Genomic DNA, 17587 nt, shown 5'->3' with positions numbered 1-17587 from the left:
TTGTTTTTCTTACCTTGTTATGAATGGGATACAGCATGAAAATCAAAAAAATGGTGTTAGCGCTTGGACTGACGACGCTGCTGAGTGGCTGTCAGGGTTTAGACAACAATGCGCTGATGCAGTCGGGCGCGCAGGCGTATCAGGCTTATACCCTCAGCGACGATCAGGTAAAGCAGCTGAGCGATAAATCCTGTGAGCAGATGGACAAAGATAATCAGATTGCGCCTGCTAACAGTGATTATCAGCAGCGTCTGAACAAGATCGCGGCGGCGCTGGGCGATAACATCAACGGCGTACCGGCTAACTACAAGGTTTATCAGACCAAAGATGTCAACGCCTGGGCGATGGCAAACGGCTGTATTCGTGTTTACAGCGGTCTGATGGATATGATGACTGACAATGAAGTGGAAGGCGTGCTGGGTCATGAGATGGGCCACGTCGCGTTAGGTCATACGCGCAAGGCGATGCAGCTGGCGTATGCCACAACCGCGGCCCGCACTGCAGCCTCCTCGGTTGGCGGCGTGATTGGTTCACTGTCGCAGTCGCAGCTGGGTGAAATGGGTGAAAAACTGGTGAATGCGCAGTTCTCCCAGACGCAGGAATCACAGGCGGATGACTACTCCTACGACCTGATGAAGAAGCGCAATATCGATCCAATGGGCCTGGCCACCAGCTTTGAAAAGCTGGCGAAGATGGAACAGGGACGTCAGAGTTCGATGTTTGACTCGCATCCCGCCTCTGAAGCGCGCGCCGCGCATATTCGTGAGCGAATTGCTGCCGACGGCAAGTAATTCCGCCGCTGAGCGCGCATGCATCCGGCGTGCGCGCTTAGCCGTGCGAAGTCCGCTAGCGCTTAAATATCTGATCCACCATCGAGCCCAGATCCAGCTTATTGTCATGCAGCGCCTGTTCATCCATGTGTCCCTGCGGCGACATTTTATCAATCAGCTGCGGCAATAGCGCAGCCAGCGTACCCGATGCCCCTTTCACATCGGTGCCGAGTTTGTCGGCCAGTGACTGCAGTTCATCCTGACCAAAAGCAGACTGAATCTCACTGTGGCCAACCGGATGGTTATCGCCGGTGCCGATCCAGGAACCAAACACCTCACCCAGCCCGCCCTGCTGGAATTTTTGCAGCAGCACTTCAATACCGCCCTGCTCCTGCACCCAATGCCAGACAGCCTGTAACTGTCCCGGCGGATGCCCTTCACTCTGGTTGCCATCCAGTGCGCCAGCCAGTTCATCAAGAAAGCCCATGATTATCTCCACTACGCCATTTTTACGCTGTAAGTTTAGTTGCAGATAGGGGTTCGCGCCTGACGGTTACCCGTCGGGGTCAGAAGGGAATCGATCGGATCCGGCAAAGAGAGGAAGATCACAGCAGCGGCGTCTGCCCGATGGACAGGACGCCGCGTTCAGCGCCTGCCGGACTGAAGCCGACAGGCAGCAGGCATCAGCCTTTGTTTACAGCCTGAACATGCAGCATATCCAGCGCCAGCGTAGCCGCTGCCAGTGCCGTCAGATCAGCATGATCGTAACCCGGTGCGACTTCCACCAGATCCATGCCGACAATGTTCATGCCCTGCAGGCCACGGATCAGCTTGGTCGCTTTATCGGTGGTCAGCCCGCCAATCACCGGCGTGCCGGTGCCAGGTGCATGCGCCGGATCCAGACAGTCGATATCGAAGGTCAGATAGACCGGCAGATCGCCGACGGTGCGTTTCACTTCGGCGAGGATATCGTCAACGCTGCGGTCATTGACCTGCGCCGCATCCAGCACGTTGAAGCCCAGGCTCTTGTCGAATTCGGTACGGATACCAATCTGCACTGAGTGCTGCGGATCGATCAGCCCCTCTTTCGGCGCGGTAAAGAACATGGTGCCGTGGTCGAAGGTCGGGCCGTTAGAGTAGGTGTCGGTATGCGCATCAAAGTGCACCAGCGCCATTTTGCCGAAGTGTTTTGCATGGGCACGCAGCAGTGGCAGTGTGACGTAGTGGTCGCCGCCAAAGGTCATCATGCGCTTGCCATTGGCCAGCAGTTTTTCAGCATGGGCCTGCAATTTGTCGGAGAGATCCTGCGAATCACCGAAGGCGTAAACCAGATCGCCGCAATCGACGACGTTCAGACGCTGACGCAGATCGAAATCCCACGGCCAGCGGCAGCCTTCCCAGGCCAGATTGGTGGAGATCTGGCGAATCGCACCCGGACCCAGGCGGCTGCCCGGACGACCCGAGGTCGCGGCATCAAACGGCACGCCGGTGATAACCCACTCGGCGTCGCTGTCGTAAGGCTGAAAATTCAGCGGAAAACGCATGAAACCAAAGGCGTTAGAAACCAGGGAGTTGTCGTACTGATTGCCAAGCGTGTTATACATAATTGCTCTCTCTATGTGCGTAAGTCGGGCCAGCCCGCAAACCATTAAGGTTGAGATGAAAAAAATCCCCTCCGCGTCGTTAGGCCCGACGAGGAAGGGATTGAGTGAGTCAGATTATCGACATAGTTAACGGCAACTGCAATATGCGATTACCGGTCGCCATAATCGATTATTCATCTTCTAAATAGGTATAGCCGTAGAGGCCGCTCTCGAACTCTTCCAGGAACTGCGCGCGCAGCTCTTCGTCGAGATCGGATGCCTGAACCTGATTGCGGAACAGCGCCATCAGCTCATTGGGATCAAGCTGCACGTAACGCAGCATGTCCGCCACGGTGTCGCCTTCATCGGAGAGCTGCACTTCCACATCGCCATTTTCGCGTGCGTAGACATCCACCGCTTCGGTGTCACCAAACAGGTTATGCATGTTGCCCAGAATTTCCTGATAAGCACCCACCATAAAGAAGCCCAGCATGGGTGGGTTATCAAGGTCATATTCCGGCATCGGCATGGTCGTCGCGATACCGTCGCCATCCACGTAGTGATCGATGGTGCCATCGGAGTCACAGGTGATGTCGAGCAGCACGGCACGGCGCTCCGGCTTCTTGTTCAGCCCTTCCAGCGGCAGTACCGGGAACAGCTGATCGATACCCCACGCATCCGGCATTGACTGGAACAGCGAGAAGTTAACGTAAATCTTATCCGCCATCCGCTCCTGCAGTTCGTCGATGATTGGACGGTGTGCACGGTTGCTCGGATCGAGATGCTGCTGAATATAGTGGCAGATGCTCAGATAGAGCTGCTCAGCCCATGAACGCTGCTTGAGATCGTAGGTGCCTGACGAGTAGCCGGTATGGATATCAAACAGATCCATCTGGCTGTCATGCAGCCATTCACGCAGCGAACGGCGGGTACTTGGCTCGTGCATCTCCTGCCAGGTTTCCCACATGCTGAGGATCGGGCGCGGCGCATCCGCATCCGGCGTTTCAGGTTCGCTGAACTCGTTGCGCTCCACCCCAATGATGTTGGAGACCAGCACCGTGTGGTGCGCGGTTACGGCACGGCCCGACTCGGTGATCACCGTCGGATGCTCCAGACCGTGCTCATCACAGGCAGCACCAATCGCCCAGATTACGTTGTTGGCGTACTCATTCAGGCCATAGTTGACCGAGCAGTCAGACTGCGAGCGCGTTCCTTCGTAATCGACGCCCAGACCGCCGCCGACGTCGAAACATTTGATGTTGACGCCCAGCTTGGCCAGTTCGACATAGAAGCGCGCCGACTCACGCACGCCGGTAGCGATGTCGCGGATGTTGGACATCTGCGAGCCCAGATGGAAATGCAGCAGTTGCAGGCTGTCGATGCGACCCGCTTCACGCATGATCTCAACCAGTTTCAGCACCTGGGTGGCTGACAGGCCAAACTTCGACTTTTCGCCGCCGCTCGACTGCCATTTACCGGAGCCCTGCGAAGCCAGACGCGCACGGATACCAAGACGTGGCACCACGTTCAGACGCTCTGCTTCTTCCAGCACCAGCCGCACTTCGGTCATCTTCTCCAGCACCAGATAGACCTTGTGGCCCATCTTCTCGCCGATCAGCGCCAGACGAATATATTCGCGATCTTTATAGCCGTTACAGACGATCACCGAACGGGTCTGACCGGCGTGCGCCAGCACCGCCATCAGCTCGGCTTTTGAGCCCGCTTCCAGTCCCAGCGGTTCGCCGGAGTGGATCAGTGACTCAATCACGCGTTTGTGCTGGTTAACTTTAATCGGGTAAACCAGGAAGTAGTCGCCTTTGTAACCGTAGGATTCACGCGCACGTTTAAAGGCGGCGTTAATGGAACGCAGACGGTGTTGCAGGATCTGCGGGAAGCAGAATAAAGCAGGCAGACGCTGGCCCTGCGCTTCGCGCTCTTTGACCAGACGAGCTAAATCGACGCGCACATCAGGACGATCCGGATCGGGACAGACACTGATGTGGCCCAGTTCGTTAACGTCGTAATAGTTGTTGCCCCACCAGGCGATGTTGTACGTACGCAACATTTTGCTCGCATCCTGATCGTTCATTGCAACCTCCTGCATGGAGCGGAGTGTACCCTGTTCGCCAGCTGACGAACCTTTGATATTCTTCATGTCGTCAGACATCGCGAACCTCAATTTTCCGTTGAAAGATGAAACTGTTAACCGGCTTTATGGCCGCTAATCTGAAAACCTGTTGCCACATTAAACGCAATGTCCTGTTCACCTGACGTTGCCGTCAGCGCGATTCACGCATGAGAGTTAAGTGTAAAACACCCGGGCCATCTCCGTTTAAACAGAGAACATTTAACTGATCTGTATTGACCATGGATAACCTGCGTCGTTCCGCTGCGCGTGCGCAGAGAAGAGACAAAACCGATCGAGCAGAGATAAAGATTAGCCTGCGCCTGTGTCGGTAAAATTACCGCATCGGACATCGCGTCGGCAGGAATGAGAAACAGATGGGAGGCAGGAGAGAGCCAGCGCCGCGCCGCAGCGCAGAGAACCGGAAGAAGAAAAAGCGTGGTTCATTACTTGTATCACCTCCGCATATGCCAGGGGCACATGGAAAACAACCTGGGTGAAAGCCAGACCAGAGTCTGACAGGCGCGACGCAAACAGTGGCGTCATCCTTGCTGCTGCTATCAAAGCAGCGGCGTTTTATACAGTTTACAGCCGTAAAATGCAAAAATATTATCGGGGAATTGCGTGTAGCGTCAGCAAATTATGCCGATAACAGAGACAGGTTAAATGCTGAAACAGAAAAAGGGCTGGTAATTGGTTTACCCTCTATCCTAAAATAGCCGTCCAGATGGTTTTCCATCTAAACAGGTTACTATCCAGGCGGTGTTGGCCTGCTGTGCTGACACAACCTCACTGCTCGCGGCTTTGCCTGAAGGGGCGTCAGGTCAGACCACCTCACTGGCGCTATGCAGTCGTACTCAAACCATATTTAAGGTAAAGAACAGAATGGCTAAACACCTTTTTACGTCCGAGTCTGTATCAGAAGGACATCCCGATAAAATCGCCGACCAGATCTCCGATGCTGTGCTGGATGCGATCCTTGAACAGGATCCTAAAGCGCGCGTGGCCTGCGAAACCTACGTTAAAACCGGTATGGTGCTGGTTGGCGGTGAAATCACCACCAGCGCCTGGGTTGATATCGAAGAGATCACCCGTAAAACCGTACGTGAAATCGGCTATGTCCATTCCGATATGGGCTTTGACGCCAACTCCTGCGCGGTATTAAGCGCGATTGGTAAACAGTCTCAGGATATCAATCAGGGCGTTGACCGTACCGATCCGCTGGAACAGGGCGCGGGCGACCAGGGCCTGATGTTCGGCTATGCCACTAACGAAACAGACGTGCTGATGCCTGCGCCGGTGACCTATGCGCACCGTCTGGTACAGCGTCAGGCTGAAGTGCGTAAAAATGGCACCCTGCCGTGGCTGCGTCCGGATGCCAAGAGCCAGGTCACTTTCCAGTATGACGATGGCAAAATCGTGGGCATCGATGCAGTTGTGCTCTCTACCCAGCACGCTGAATCCATCAGCCAGAAAGATCTGCAGGAAGCGGTGATGGAAGAGATCATCAAGCCGGTTCTGCCCGCAGAGTGGTTGAGCGCCTCGACCAAATATCACATCAACCCAACCGGTCGCTTTGTGATCGGCGGCCCGATGGGCGATTGCGGTCTGACCGGTCGTAAAATCATCGTAGACACCTACGGCGGCATGGCGCGTCATGGTGGCGGTGCGTTCTCGGGTAAAGATCCATCTAAAGTTGACCGCTCTGCAGCCTATGCGGCACGTTACGTGGCGAAAAACATCGTAGCGGCCGGCCTGGCTGACCGTTGTGAAATCCAGGTCTCCTACGCTATCGGCGTGGCTGAACCCACTTCTATCATGGTGGAAACCTTCGGTACCGAGAAAATCTCTACCGAACAGCTGACGCTGCTGGTGCGCGAGTTCTTCGACCTGCGTCCATATGGTCTGATCCAGATGCTGGATCTGCTGCACCCAATCTATAAAGAGACCGCAGCTTACGGTCACTTTGGTCGTGAACATTTCCCATGGGAAAAAACAGACAAAGCTGCCCTGCTGCGTGAAGCGGCTGGCCTGTAAGGTTACCAGCTGCTGATAAAAACCCTGCCACTGCGGCAGGGTTTTTTATTGCCTTTTCAGCCCCATTGCTAACCGGAGCAATTTTGCTCCCGCTACCCTTCTGAACGAACAGGCCAGCGCAATTTCTGGTGAGCGCGTGACGACAAAAAAACGCATCTGCCCGACATCTTCTTCTCTCTGCAGCAAATTTTCAGTTCTCAGCTACACTTCTTTTCGCTTTTTCTGACGAATAAATGTTAACGATTACAAATTGAAATGCTTTGTTTATCCGATATTTAGGAATTAACGCACGTAGTTATTCTGCTGAAAATGCGTTATTTTCAGCGTCGTCTGATAGCCAGTAAATAGAGCATTGTCAGAAACTTAATGAGTGCTATACCTCACTGGTTAATTAATCTTTCCGGGAAAAATATGCTGAATTTCAGGGTTTCAGCGTGTGTAAGCGATTACACTGATGTGATCAGGCTCACTTTTTTCCCGCAAAAGGTTTTTTAACATTGATAAAAACAATGATGGATAAACCTGGAGGCTAAAATGCCTGGCAATACACACAAAAGCAGAACTTCAAATAAGGCGATGACCTTATTTGTCTGCTTTCTGGCGGCCCTTGCGGGTCTGCTGTTCGGTCTGGATATCGGCGTTATCGCCGGTGCTCTGCCGTTTATAGCAAAGGACTTTAACGTCACCCCTCATCAGCAGGAGTGGATCGTCAGTTCCATGATGTTTGGTGCGGCGGTCGGTGCTATCGGCAGCGGCTGGATGTCATCCCGCCTGGGCCGTAAAAAAAGCCTGATGGCCGGTGCGATTCTGTTCGTTATCGGTTCACTCTGGTCGGCGATGTCGCCAAACCCGGAAATGCTGATCAGCGCCCGCGTTCTGCTGGGTCTGGCAGTCGGTATCGCCTCTTATACTGCCCCGCTTTATCTTTCTGAGATCGCTCCGGAAAAAATTCGCGGCAGTATGATTTCGCTTTATCAGCTGATGATCACCATCGGTATTCTTGGTGCTTACCTGTCCGATACGGCGTTCAGCTTTACCGGCAACTGGCGCTGGATGCTGGGCATCATCACTATTCCGGCACTGTTGCTGCTGGTCGGCGTTTTCTTCCTGCCAAACAGCCCACGCTGGCTGGCGGCGCGAGGCAACTTCCGCGATGCACAACGCGTACTGGATCGTCTGCGTGACACCAGCGAGCAGGCAAAACGTGAGCTGGAAGAGATCCGTGAAAGTCTGAAGATCAAACAGTCTGGCTGGGGTCTGTTCACCAGCAGCAGCCACTTCCGTCGTGCGGTCTATCTCGGCATCCTGCTGCAGGTGATGCAGCAGTTTACCGGCATGAACGTCATCATGTACTACGCGCCAAAAATCTTTGAAATCGCGGGCTTCACCAACACCACCCAGCAGATGTGGGGCACGGTGATTGTGGGTCTGGTTAACGTACTGGCGACCTTTATTGCCATTGGCCTGGTGGATCGCTGGGGTCGTAAACCTACCCTGATTCTGGGCTTTATGGTGATGGCAGCCGGTATGGGCGTTCTGGGTACGATGCTGCACTTCGGCATTCACTCGCCGGGCGCACAGTACTTTGCGGTAGGTATGCTGCTGATGTTCATCATCGGTTTTGCGATGTCAGCCGGTCCGTTGATCTGGGTACTCTGTTCCGAAATTCAGCCGCTGAAAGGCCGCGATTTCGGTATCACTGTCTCCACCACCACCAACTGGATCGCGAACATGATCGTAGGTGCGACCTTCCTGACGATGCTGAATACGCTGGGCAATGCGAACACCTTCTGGGTCTACGCACTGCTTAACCTGTTCTTCATTCTGCTGACGGTGATGCTGATCCCTGAGACCAAAAACGTCTCGCTGGAACACATCGAACGTAACCTGATGGCAGGTAAAAAACTGCGCGACATCGGTTCACGCGATTAATTTTACCCGGTAAAAAACGCGGTAAAAAAAACGGCGGGGTTTCTCTGGAAACCCAGCCGTTTTTATTTGTTCAACGCCCCACTACGCTGTGGTTACCCGCGTTACCGGCAGGGGCCGCCGTATGCAGCAGAGCGCCAGCGCCATAATGAAAATGGTCGCGGTCTGATTATAGGGCAGCACCGAATCGGTCAGTCCGGTGGTAAATAGCGCCACCATCGGCAGCGCCACGCCGCGCAGATCACACTTCTTCAGCCAGCCCGCCAGCACAGTCAGATAGAGCAGCGCCAGCGACGCCGTACCCAGCCAGCCCTGCAATGACGTCACCTCGAGGAACTCGTTGTGCATGTTGTATTTAACGTTGGTGAAGCCTTCAACATTGAGAGGATAGTGCGCAGTGATGAACTGACGCGCCTCAGTGGTGCGCGCATCCGGCGTCGCAAAACCGCCATGGTGCTCAATAAAGTTGACCGCCCCGCCCCAGATGGCGACACGTGCGCCCAGCGAGGTCGAACTGTTTGAACCAAAGTTCTCAATATCCTGCACTCCCTCTACCCAGCGGTTGCTGGTCATCAGAATCAGCACCGCCATTACGCCCACCATCAGAGCGCTAATCCGCCAGTTAGTCAGCAGCGACAGCCGGTAGGTCTGCACCAGGAACAGCAGCCCCACGGCAATCAGCGCAATCAGAGTCACACGGGTGCCGCACAGGTAGAGCAAGGCAAAGGTCACTGCCAGCACAGCGATATCGGCCACCTTCCAGTAAGCGTGCGTCTCATAGCGGCTTAGCCACAGCCAGGCACAATAGATAAACAGAATCATGTAGGAGGACATGGAGGCGGCTTCGGTGGTGAGCTTGATGCGGATATTCTCAGTGTAGAGATGCTCGTGGATACCAAAGCCTAGCGTAATCAGCAGGCCAAGAAGGATGAGCCCTTTTCCGACGCGTAGCGTAGTCAGGGAGACACGATCCCCATAAACAGCCAGACTGAGCAGCACAAAGGCACCCATCAACAGCCGCTTCGCGCCCAGCAGATAGTTGCCCATATTAGTGATGGCATCGCTTGAGGGCGCGGTTTCGATCCCCTTCACGTGAATCGCCCAGAACAGTCGAATCAGGGCAAAGATAATCAGCACAGCAAACAGGGCGATATAAAAACCGTTCTCTTTAAAGTCCACCCGCCTGCGCACCAGGCCATACAGCACGGACGCGACAGAGAGATAAGAGACCAGATAAAATATTTTTTGCGGCAGGCCGGTAACAAACATATTCAGTGACAGCGCCAGGCAGAGCGCAATAACTGAAAAATTAACCATTAACGTTAATCCATTGCGACTGATTTTATTCGTCATGCTTAACCTCAGTAAGGCGGTTAAACACACTCATCAGGTGCTTCATATAATTTTCCTCATAAAAACCGGTGATGCTCGCTTTAATAGCCTGATGATCGGGGAAGTGGAAATCCCCGCTCATAGCGTTGAGAATCGCGGCCAGCGCCATGCTGTCATGGGTGGGATAGAGCTGACCATTAATACCGTTCTGAATAATTTCCGCCGGGCCGCTGATGCAGTCGGATGAAACACAGTAGACGCCGCGCGACATCGCCTCCAGCAGGATCAGCGGGAAGCCTTCGAAGTTAGAGGTCATGACCAGGCAGGTGACCTGTCTGATATGGCGGATGACATACTCCCAGGCATTCTCCTGCCAGCCATGCCAGGTGATGCGATCCTGAATGCCGAGTTGCGTCACGTAGTGCTGACACTGCGTCAGATCTTCCCCGTCACCCACTATCTCCAGCGTCCAGGGCGCATCCAGCTGCTGCAGGGCATCAAACAGATCTTTAAGCTGTTTCTGCCGCTGATAATGGACGCGACCAATATAGAGAAACTTCAGCGCCTGGGGTCTGCCGATTACCGTCTCATTACGTTTGATCGGGTTATAGATCACGTCAACGTCAGTGGCGCGTGCGCCCAGTTCCACCAGCTGCTCTTTAATCTGATTACTGATCGCAAAATGGTGATCGGCCCGCAGCAGATAATGGGGACGATAACGTTCACGCGGAGGCAGGTGCATCCAGCTCGACAACACGATTTTACGTCCTGAAAGCGTGATTGCCCGGCGCGTCATCAGGCAGGGAATGGTGTTGAGGGTCAGGATATGATCGGGCTGATAACGACGAAAGAAGGCGGCCATTCTCAGCGTATGAATAAGATTTTTTATTTTCTTATTCCGCAGCGTGCAGACGCTCTCAGCCAGAACAGCATTGGCGGTCCAGGCGCGGGAGTGGCTCTCCTCTCCGCTGTTGATAATAAACAGCCCTGCTTCGGTACCGGGTTCCGCATTCAGGGCCTTAATCAACTGACCGGTCACATTTTCCATACCACCACGACCGGCCATCAGATCCGTCACCAGCACAATCCGTTGTTTCCTGACGTTATCATTATTTTTCATTGGTTTATCCATGCCCTGTGCCGTTCGCTTTTCATCCATCCACTCTGCGGTGAATCTCATTAATAGAATATTCTAAAAAAGCCCATAACAATATTTAAACCAGAAATTTTCCCCCAGCCAGAACCACACTTGTCGCTGGCGACGTTGAGTTCCTGCGCGGCGGCGATTATTCTGAGCGCCATGAAAACGCCTCGTCTCCCCATTGCCCTGCAGCAGGCCGTAATGCGCTCGCTGCGCCAGTCGCTTGAACGTGCGAATCAGGCGCTGAAAACCCGTTATCCGGAACCGAAGCTGCTCTACCAGCAGCGTGGTACGGCGGCGGGCACCGCCTGGCTGGCGTCCTGGGAAATTCGCATCAATCCTGTGCTGCTGCTGGAAAACCAGCAGGCATTTATCGATGAAGTGGTGCCGCATGAGCTGGCGCATCTGCTGGTCTGGAAGCAATTTGGTCGCGTTGCGCCGCACGGCAAAGAGTGGAAGTGGATGATGGAGCAGGTGCTGGGCGTTCCGGCACGGCGTACTCACCAGTTTGAGATCGCATCCGTACGCAGCAACACCTTTGCCTACCGCTGTCAGTGTCAGCAGCATCAGCTGACCGTGCGCCGCCACAATCGTATACTGCGCAAAGAGAGTGAATATCGCTGCGTGCACTGTGGCAGCCTGCTGATCGCGGGTGAATTTGTCGCGTCCTGAGAAGAATCCCCATTCCGCCCTATTCCACATTCTGTTACCCTGCCGCCCTTTTTCGTACTGAGTAGAAATCTGGAATATGTCTCGCATACTAAGTCTGGCGGTTGCGCTGATGTTTGCGCCCGCCGCTGACGCCCTCAACCTGAATAACTATCATCAAAATAACTTTCAGCAGGCCAAAACCTTTGCGGCGGCGATCAACACCGATGCACCGGGTTCTTTTTACTGTGGCTGTAAGATTCAGTGGCAGGGAAAAAAGGGGATTCCCGATCTCAACAGCTGTGGCTATCAGGTGCGCAAAAACGCCAATCGCGCCGCACGCATTGAGTGGGAACATGTGATGCCCGCCTGGGAGTTTGGCCATCAGCGTCAGTGCTGGCAGGATGGCGGTCGTAAAAACTGCAGCAAAGATCCCGACTACCGCCGCATCGAAACCGACCTGCACAACCTGCAGCCTGCGGTGGGTGAAGTGAATGGCGACCGTGGCAACTTCGCCTACAGTCAATGGAACGGCAGCGAGCAGCAGTACGGCCAGTGTGAGATGAAGATCGACTTTAAACTCAAACAGGCGGAGCCACCTGCGCGGGCGCGTGGTGCCATTGCCCGCACCTATTTCTATATGCGCGACCAGTATCATCTGCGTATTTCGCGCCAGCAGACGCAGCTGTTTACCGCCTGGAACAAGCTCTATCCCGTAACAATTTGGGAGTGCGAACGCGACCAGCGCATTGCAAAGGTTCAGGGCAATCACAATCCTTATGTGCAGCAGGCTTGCCAGCGCTAAAATCCCTGCCCTACACTAGCTCTTTTTCCAATGACGCCGCTGCAGCGCGGCGTCCGGTCTCAGGAACCTTATGCGTATACCTCGCATCTATCACGCCGGGCCATTAAGCATCGGCAGTGAAATTACCCTGGATGAAGATGCATCCAATCATGTGGGCCGGGTGCTCCGGATGACGGCAGGTCAGCGTCTGGAACTCTTTGATGGCACTAATCTGACTTTTGCAGCAGAGATCACGCATGTAGATAAAAAGCGTGTAAAAGTATCGGTCACAGAGAGCCAGCCGGACGATCGCGAGTCACCGTTACATCTGCATTTAGGTCAGGTGATGTCGCGAGGTGAAAAAATGGAATTCACTATCCAGAAATCGATCGAACTGGGCGTGAATGTCATTACACCCTTGTTTTCCGAGCGCTGTGGCGTAAAGCTTGATGCTGAGCGTCTGGCGAAGAAGATCCAGCAGTGGCAGAAAATTGCTATTGCCGCCTGCGAGCAGTGCGGCCGTAATCGCGTGCCGGAGATTCGTGAAGCGATGACGCTGGAAGCCTGGTGCGCAGAAGCAGATAGCGGACTGAAGCTTAACCTGCATCCGCGCGCCAGCCACAGCATCAACACGCTGCCCCAGCCTGTTGAGCGGGTAAGGTTGCTGATTGGCCCTGAAGGCGGTTTGTCTGCGGACGAGATTGCGATGACGGCGCAGCACGATTTTACTGACATTCTGCTTGGCCCACGGGTATTGCGTACCGAAACTACCGCGCTGACGGCCATTACGGCACTTCAGGTGAGGTTTGGCGACCTGGGTTAAGCGATACTTTCAGCGGAAAGAGAGCAGGCATGATGTCCTGACCGATCGGCCCACTGCAGACCGAACCAGACGAGGCGGTAAATACCGCCTCACCGAGGAGATAATAATGATTAAACTTGGCATCGTGATGGACCCTATTTCGTCCATCAATATTAAAAAAGACTCCAGCTTCGCTATGCTGCTGGAAGCACAGCGCCGTGGTTATGAAATTCACTACATGGAGATGCACGATCTCTCCCTGCGCGGTGGCGTGGCCTCGGCCCGCACCCGCCTGCTGACCGTCGAGCAGAACCCTGAGAACTGGTATCAGTTCGGCAGCGAGCAGGTGATCCCGCTGGCTGACCTGAATGTGGTGCTGATGCGCAAAGATCCGCCATTCGATACCGAGTTCATCTATGCGACCTATATTCTGGAGCGCGCTGAAGAGCTGGGTACGCTGATCGTGAACAAACCGCAGAGCCTGCGTGACTGTAACGAAAAGCTCTACACCGCCTGGTTTGCCGAGTTTACGCCTGATACCCTGGTGACCCGCAGCAAAGCGCAGCTGCGCGCTTTCTGGCAGGAGCATGGCGACATCATCATGAAGCCGCTGGATGGCATGGGTGGTGCGTCGATTTTCCGCGTGAAGAAAGATGATCCTAACTTTGGCGTGATTACCGAAACCCTGACCGAGCATGAGAGCCGTTTCTGCATGGCGCAGAATTATATTGCGGCGATCACCGAGGGTGACAAACGCGTGCTGGTCGTCGATGGCGAGCCGGTGCCTTACTGCCTGGCGCGTATCCCGCAGGGCGGTGAAACGCGTGGCAACCTCGCCGCCGGTGGTCGCGGTGAAGCGCGTCCGCTGAGCGAAAGCGACTGGGAAATCGCGCGCCGTGTTGGCCCGACGCTGAAAGCAAAAGGGCTGATTTTTGTCGGTCTGGACATCATCGGTGATAAACTGACTGAAGTTAACGTGACCAGCCCAACCTGCATTCGTGAAATTGAGGCTGCGTTCCCGATCTCCATCACCGGCATGTTGATGGATGCCATTGAGAAGCGCCTGGGCTGAGCATGACGCCGGGGCGAAGCTCCGTGATCAACCCAATACCGGTGCGGCCGTCGCGTGCCGGTTATTTTTTTGGTACATCGTGTGAGAATGAATTTACAACATCACTTTTTGATTGCCATGCCTTCATTGCAGGATCCTTTCTTCAAACGTTCCGTGGTCTATCTCTGCGAACATAATGAAGAGGGTGCAATGGGACTGATCATCAATAAACCCATGGAAAACCTGACGGTTGAAGGCATTCTGAAGAAGCTCAAAATCTCTGCTGACGATCGCGATCCGGCGATCAAGCTGGATAAACCGGTGTTTACCGGCGGCCCGCTGGCGGAAGATCGTGGCTTTATCCTGCACTCCGCGCAACGCACCTTTACCTCCAGTATTCGTGTTTCCGATAACACGATCATCACCACGTCCCGTGACGTGCTGGAGTCGATCGGTACGGCGTCTCAGCCCACTAACGTGCTGGTCGCGCTGGGTTACTGCGCCTGGGAAAAAGATCAGCTGGAGAATGAGCTGATGGAAAATGCCTGGCTGACCACGCCTGCTAACAGCAACATCCTGTTCCAGACGCCGATTTCAGAGCGCTGGCGCGAAGCGGCGCGCAGTATTGGCGTCGATATTCATAACATGGCCAGCGACGCCGGACACGCCTGATGTCAACTCAAACTCTGTTAGGATTCGACTTCGGCACCAAAAGTATTGGTGTCGCCGTAGGTCAGCAACTCACTGGCAGCGCCCGTCCGCTGACCGCCCTGAAAGCGCAAGATGGCATCCCGGACTGGCTGGTAATTGAAAAACTGCTGAAAGAGTGGCAGCCCGATTTCGTGGTGGTGGGATTACCGCTGAATATGGATGGCACCGAGCAGCCGCTGACCGATCGCGCACGTAAATTTGCCAACCGCCTGCACGGGCGTTTTGGCATCCGCGTGGAGCTGCAGGATGAACGACTCAGTACGGTAGAAGCGCGTGCTGGCCTGTTTGAACGCGGCGGCTATCGTGCGCTCAATAAAGGATCGGTCGACTCACAGTCTGCTGCCATCATTTTGCAGGACTGGTTCGAAAACCATTACTGACATCCTCACTCAATCAGTCCGGCAGCCTGACGCGCCAGCCTGCTCTGCTCAAACGTCTGCATACCGGCCTGTGCGCCGGTTTGTAACAGCGCAGGGATCTGGTGCATCTTGCCTTCTCTGATCAGATTGGTGATGCCCGGTGTGGCGATCAGTACCTCAAACAGTCCGATGCGCGAACCGGCAACTGACGGCACCAGCCGTTGTGCAATTACCGCTTTCAGGCTGCCCGCCAGCTGAGTACGCACCAGCTGTTTCTCCTCTGCCGGAAAGACATCAACCAGCCGATCCACCGCCTGCGCTGCGCCACGCGTGTGCAGCGTCGCCAGCACCAGATGGCCGGTCTCCGCAGCAGTCAGCGCCTGACGAATAGTCTCGCTGTCGCGCAATTCGCCCAGCAGTATAACGTCGGGATCTTCACGCAGTGCTGCCTTTACCCCCAGCGAGAACGAACCGCAGTGCAGGCCGATTTCACGCTGCTGTATCAGCGACTGCTGGCTGTGATGGATAAATTCAATCGGATCTTCCAGCGTGATGATATGCCGCGCCTGCTGGCGGTTCAGCGCATCGACCAGCGCCGCCAGCGTGGTTGATTTACCGCTGCCGGTCGCTCCCGTCACCAGAATCAGCCCATCCTGCTGCTCCAGCAGCGTCGGGACAATGGCGGGCAGTTGCAGGCTTTCCAGCGTCGGGCATGCCGTGGCGATGATGCGCAGTGCCAGTGACAGGCCGTTGCGCTGCATAAAGAGATTGGCGCGCAGACGCTGACCATCGGCCAGGCTCAGGGCGAAATCGAGCTGCCCTGCGCGCTCCAGCTCCTGACGCTGCGGGTCACTGAGCCAGCGGGCCATAAACTGCGCCATCCATGCACCAGAAAGCGGGCACTGCTGCGGCATCACCTCCAGCCTTCCCTGCTGCCGCCAGTAGGGCAAATGTCCGCTGCAAAGGTGCAGATCGGCGGCATTATGCTTTACACTAAGCCCCACCATTTCATCCAGATTCATAATTTCTCCTGACTATGACTTCAATCCAGCAGAACCTACAGCAAGTGCGGCAGCGAATCGCTGCTGCTGCCGCGAGTTGCGGCCGCGCACCAGAAGAAATTACCCTGCTTGCAGTCAGTAAAACCAAACCTGCGAGCGCGGTCGAAGAAGCCTTTGCCGCTGGCCAGATTGCCTTTGGTGAAAATTACGTTCAGGAAGGGGTTGAAAAGGTCCAGGCACTGGCCGCACATCCTGAGCTGGAGTGGCACTTCATCGGCCCGCTGCAGTCCAATAAAAGCCGTCTGGTGGCGGAACATTTCGCCTGGTGTCACACCATTGACCGCCAGCGCATCGCGCAGCGGCTCAACGATCAGCGGCCTGCTTCGCTGCCACCGCTGAATGTGTTAATTCAGGTAAATATCAGTGACGAGAACAGCAAATCTGGCATCATGCTGGAGGCCGTTTCCGGGCTGGCGGAGCAGATCGCTGCCCTGCCGCAACTGCGGCTGCGCGGATTAATGGCGATTCCGGCAGCAGAGAGTGATTACGCGCGGCAGCTGGCGGTGTGTCAGCAGATGGCGGAAGCCTTCCGGCAGCTGCAACAGCACTATCCGCATGCAGACACGCTTTCGCTGGGAATGAGCGATGACATGGAGGCGGCAATCGCCGCAGGCAGTACGATGGTGCGTATCGGCACCGCCATTTTTGGCGCACGAGATTATGCGCACAACTCACAACAATAACAGAGGAACTTCATGTTAACACTGACGTTTTTAGTAAAAACGCTGATCGATCTCTACGTCATGGTGCTGCTGTTACGCATCTGGATGCAGTGGTCCCGCTGCGATTTTTACAATCCAGTGGCGCAGTTTGTCGTAAAAGTGACACAGCCGATTGTTAAGCCGCTGCGCCGTATACTGCCGGCACTGGGCCCGATAGATACCGCCTCGCTGCTGCTGGCATTTGTGCTGACTACGCTGAAATACCCGATTTTATTGCTGATTCAGGTGGGCGTCTTCTCAGTCGACCCAACCAATCTGCTGGTCGGCCTGCTGTCGCTGGTTAAATCCGCCGGCTATCTGGTCTTCTGGGTGATTATTATTCGCTCCCTGATGAGCTGGATCAGCCAGGGCCGGGGTCCTGTCGACTATCTGCTGGTGCAGTTAACCGAGCCGATGATGGCACCTGTTCGCCGTATTCTGCCTGCGATGGGCGGCATCGATTTCTCAGCAATGATCGTCATCCTGGTGCTGTATGCCCTGAACTTTCTCGGCATGGACCTGTTCCCGGGTCTCTGGTATCTGCTGTAAATGA

The 17587-nt window shown here is 54.9% G+C and carries 17 protein-coding genes; 11 read left to right on the top strand and 6 right to left on the bottom strand.

What is annotated here, in order from left to right; all coding sequences use genetic code 11:
- Window positions 1-35: 35 nt before the first annotated feature.
- Complete coding sequence (locus tag ACK13D_RS08870; protein WP_311974872.1) at window positions 36-791, top strand: M48 family metallopeptidase; 756 nt, start codon at window positions 36-38, stop codon at window positions 789-791.
- 55 nt (window positions 792-846) lie between these two features.
- Here ACK13D_RS08870 and ACK13D_RS08865 read toward each other — a convergent pair whose 3' ends face one another.
- The 3 genes from ACK13D_RS08865 to speA all read right to left on the bottom strand — a co-directional run bounded on the left by ACK13D_RS08865 (window position 847) and on the right by speA (window position 4520).
- Window positions 847-1257 carry a YidB family protein gene (locus ACK13D_RS08865; protein WP_010248845.1) on the bottom strand — a complete coding sequence of 137 codons (411 nt, stop codon included), beginning with the start codon at window positions 1255-1257 and terminating at the stop codon, window positions 847-849.
- A 196-nt stretch (window positions 1258-1453) separates the two neighbouring features.
- Window positions 1454-2374: an agmatinase gene (speB, locus tag ACK13D_RS08860; protein ID WP_010248847.1), complete on the bottom strand. Its 921-nt coding sequence runs from the start codon at window positions 2372-2374 to the stop codon at window positions 1454-1456.
- A gap of 169 nt (window positions 2375-2543) precedes the next feature.
- Window positions 2544-4520, bottom strand: a complete 1977-nt coding sequence (gene speA / locus ACK13D_RS08855) for a biosynthetic arginine decarboxylase (RefSeq protein ID WP_010248849.1) — start codon at window positions 4518-4520, stop codon at window positions 2544-2546.
- An 843-nt stretch (window positions 4521-5363) separates the two neighbouring features.
- Here speA and metK point away from each other — a divergent pair.
- Both metK and ACK13D_RS08845 read left to right on the top strand, forming a co-directional pair.
- Window positions 5364-6515 carry a methionine adenosyltransferase gene (metK, locus tag ACK13D_RS08850; protein WP_010248851.1) on the top strand — a complete coding sequence of 384 codons (1152 nt, stop codon included), beginning with the start codon at window positions 5364-5366 and terminating at the stop codon, window positions 6513-6515.
- Window positions 6516-7049: 534 nt separating this feature from the next.
- Complete coding sequence (locus ACK13D_RS08845) at window positions 7050-8447, top strand: sugar porter family MFS transporter (protein WP_010248855.1); 1398 nt, start codon at window positions 7050-7052, stop codon at window positions 8445-8447.
- Between the two features lie 81 nt (window positions 8448-8528).
- Here ACK13D_RS08845 and ACK13D_RS08840 read toward each other — a convergent pair whose 3' ends face one another.
- Both ACK13D_RS08840 and ACK13D_RS08835 read right to left on the bottom strand, forming a co-directional pair.
- Window positions 8529-9761 (bottom strand): O-antigen ligase family protein, encoded by a 1233-nt coding sequence (locus tag ACK13D_RS08840; protein ID WP_223564516.1) that lies wholly within the window; start codon window positions 9759-9761, stop codon window positions 8529-8531.
- A 25-nt stretch (window positions 9762-9786) separates the two neighbouring features.
- Window positions 9787-10935, bottom strand: a complete 1149-nt coding sequence (locus ACK13D_RS08835; protein ID WP_060681024.1) for a glycosyltransferase — start codon at window positions 10933-10935, stop codon at window positions 9787-9789.
- A gap of 141 nt (window positions 10936-11076) precedes the next feature.
- Here ACK13D_RS08835 and ACK13D_RS08830 point away from each other — a divergent pair, with 141 nt between their 5' ends.
- From ACK13D_RS08830 to ruvX, 6 genes are all read left to right on the top strand, one after another.
- Window positions 11077-11589, top strand: coding sequence for a SprT family zinc-dependent metalloprotease (locus ACK13D_RS08830; RefSeq protein WP_010671067.1), 513 nt, complete (start codon window positions 11077-11079; stop codon window positions 11587-11589).
- A 76-nt stretch (window positions 11590-11665) separates the two neighbouring features.
- A complete protein-coding gene (endA, locus tag ACK13D_RS08825) occupies window positions 11666-12370 on the top strand; it encodes a deoxyribonuclease I (RefSeq protein ID WP_418796190.1) in 705 nt (234 codons plus the stop codon).
- 70 nt (window positions 12371-12440) lie between these two features.
- Complete coding sequence (rsmE, locus tag ACK13D_RS08820) at window positions 12441-13172, top strand: 16S rRNA (uracil(1498)-N(3))-methyltransferase (RefSeq protein WP_010248866.1); 732 nt, start codon at window positions 12441-12443, stop codon at window positions 13170-13172.
- A 106-nt stretch (window positions 13173-13278) separates the two neighbouring features.
- Window positions 13279-14223: a glutathione synthase gene (gshB, locus tag ACK13D_RS08815; RefSeq protein ID WP_010248868.1), complete on the top strand. Its 945-nt coding sequence runs from the start codon at window positions 13279-13281 to the stop codon at window positions 14221-14223.
- Window positions 14224-14310: 87 nt separating this feature from the next.
- A complete protein-coding gene (locus tag ACK13D_RS08810) occupies window positions 14311-14874 on the top strand; it encodes a YqgE/AlgH family protein (protein ID WP_010248870.1) in 564 nt (187 codons plus the stop codon).
- On the top strand, window positions 14874-15293 hold the full coding sequence (ruvX, locus tag ACK13D_RS08805; RefSeq protein WP_003853387.1) for a Holliday junction resolvase RuvX: 420 nt from the start codon (window positions 14874-14876) through the stop codon (window positions 15291-15293). The genes ACK13D_RS08810 and ruvX overlap by 1 nt, the downstream gene beginning before the upstream one ends.
- A gap of 5 nt (window positions 15294-15298) precedes the next feature.
- Here ruvX and ACK13D_RS08800 read toward each other — a convergent pair whose 3' ends face one another.
- Window positions 15299-16294: a type IV pilus twitching motility protein PilT gene (locus ACK13D_RS08800; protein WP_418796188.1), complete on the bottom strand. Its 996-nt coding sequence runs from the start codon at window positions 16292-16294 to the stop codon at window positions 15299-15301.
- Window positions 16295-16308: 14 nt separating this feature from the next.
- Between ACK13D_RS08800 and ACK13D_RS08795 the strand changes: the two genes are divergently transcribed.
- Entirely contained in the window at window positions 16309-17016 is a 708-nt protein-coding gene (locus ACK13D_RS08795) for a YggS family pyridoxal phosphate-dependent enzyme (protein ID WP_010671071.1), read from the top strand.
- A gap of 12 nt (window positions 17017-17028) precedes the next feature.
- Complete coding sequence (locus ACK13D_RS08790; RefSeq protein WP_010248879.1) at window positions 17029-17583, top strand: YggT family protein; 555 nt, start codon at window positions 17029-17031, stop codon at window positions 17581-17583.
- The last annotated feature ends 4 nt before the right edge of the window (window positions 17584-17587 follow it).

Source organism: Pantoea sp. K16 (assembly GCF_048452805.1).
In the GTDB taxonomy this organism is placed as follows: Bacteria; Pseudomonadota; Gammaproteobacteria; order Enterobacterales; family Enterobacteriaceae; genus Pantoea; species Pantoea agglomerans.
Note: the sequence above shows the minus strand (reverse complement) of the source record. Positions and strands in the feature narration are given on the sequence as shown.

Bases quoted from the DNA above. Each gene is read 5' to 3' on its own strand.
- ACK13D_RS08845 (WP_010248855.1), top strand. From the start codon at position 7,050: ATGCCTGGCAATACACACAAAAGCAGAACTTCAAATAAGGCGATGACC.
- ACK13D_RS08835 (WP_060681024.1), bottom strand. From the start codon at position 10,935: ATGGATGAAAAGCGAACGGCACAGGGCATGGATAAACCAATGAAAAAT.
- gshB (WP_010248868.1), top strand. From the start codon at position 13,279: ATGATTAAACTTGGCATCGTGATGGACCCTATTTCGTCCATCAATATT.
- speB (WP_010248847.1), bottom strand. From the start codon at position 2,374: ATGTATAACACGCTTGGCAATCAGTACGACAACTCCCTGGTTTCTAAC.
- ACK13D_RS08790 (WP_010248879.1), top strand. From the start codon at position 17,029: ATGTTAACACTGACGTTTTTAGTAAAAACGCTGATCGATCTCTACGTC.
- ACK13D_RS08810 (WP_010248870.1), top strand. From the start codon at position 14,311: ATGAATTTACAACATCACTTTTTGATTGCCATGCCTTCATTGCAGGAT.
- ACK13D_RS08840 (WP_223564516.1), bottom strand. From the start codon at position 9,761: ATGGTTAATTTTTCAGTTATTGCGCTCTGCCTGGCGCTGTCACTGAAT.
- ACK13D_RS08830 (WP_010671067.1), top strand. From the start codon at position 11,077: ATGAAAACGCCTCGTCTCCCCATTGCCCTGCAGCAGGCCGTAATGCGC.
- speA (WP_010248849.1), bottom strand. From the start codon at position 4,520: ATGTCTGACGACATGAAGAATATCAAAGGTTCGTCAGCTGGCGAACAG.
- ACK13D_RS08800 (WP_418796188.1), bottom strand. From the start codon at position 16,294: ATGAATCTGGATGAAATGGTGGGGCTTAGTGTAAAGCATAATGCCGCC.
- ruvX (WP_003853387.1), top strand. From the start codon at position 14,874: ATGTCAACTCAAACTCTGTTAGGATTCGACTTCGGCACCAAAAGTATT.
- ACK13D_RS08795 (WP_010671071.1), top strand. From the start codon at position 16,309: ATGACTTCAATCCAGCAGAACCTACAGCAAGTGCGGCAGCGAATCGCT.
- ACK13D_RS08870 (WP_311974872.1), top strand. From the start codon at position 36: ATGAAAATCAAAAAAATGGTGTTAGCGCTTGGACTGACGACGCTGCTG.
- endA (WP_418796190.1), top strand. From the start codon at position 11,666: ATGTCTCGCATACTAAGTCTGGCGGTTGCGCTGATGTTTGCGCCCGCC.
- metK (WP_010248851.1), top strand. From the start codon at position 5,364: ATGGCTAAACACCTTTTTACGTCCGAGTCTGTATCAGAAGGACATCCC.
- ACK13D_RS08865 (WP_010248845.1), bottom strand. From the start codon at position 1,257: ATGGGCTTTCTTGATGAACTGGCTGGCGCACTGGATGGCAACCAGAGT.
- rsmE (WP_010248866.1), top strand. From the start codon at position 12,441: ATGCGTATACCTCGCATCTATCACGCCGGGCCATTAAGCATCGGCAGT.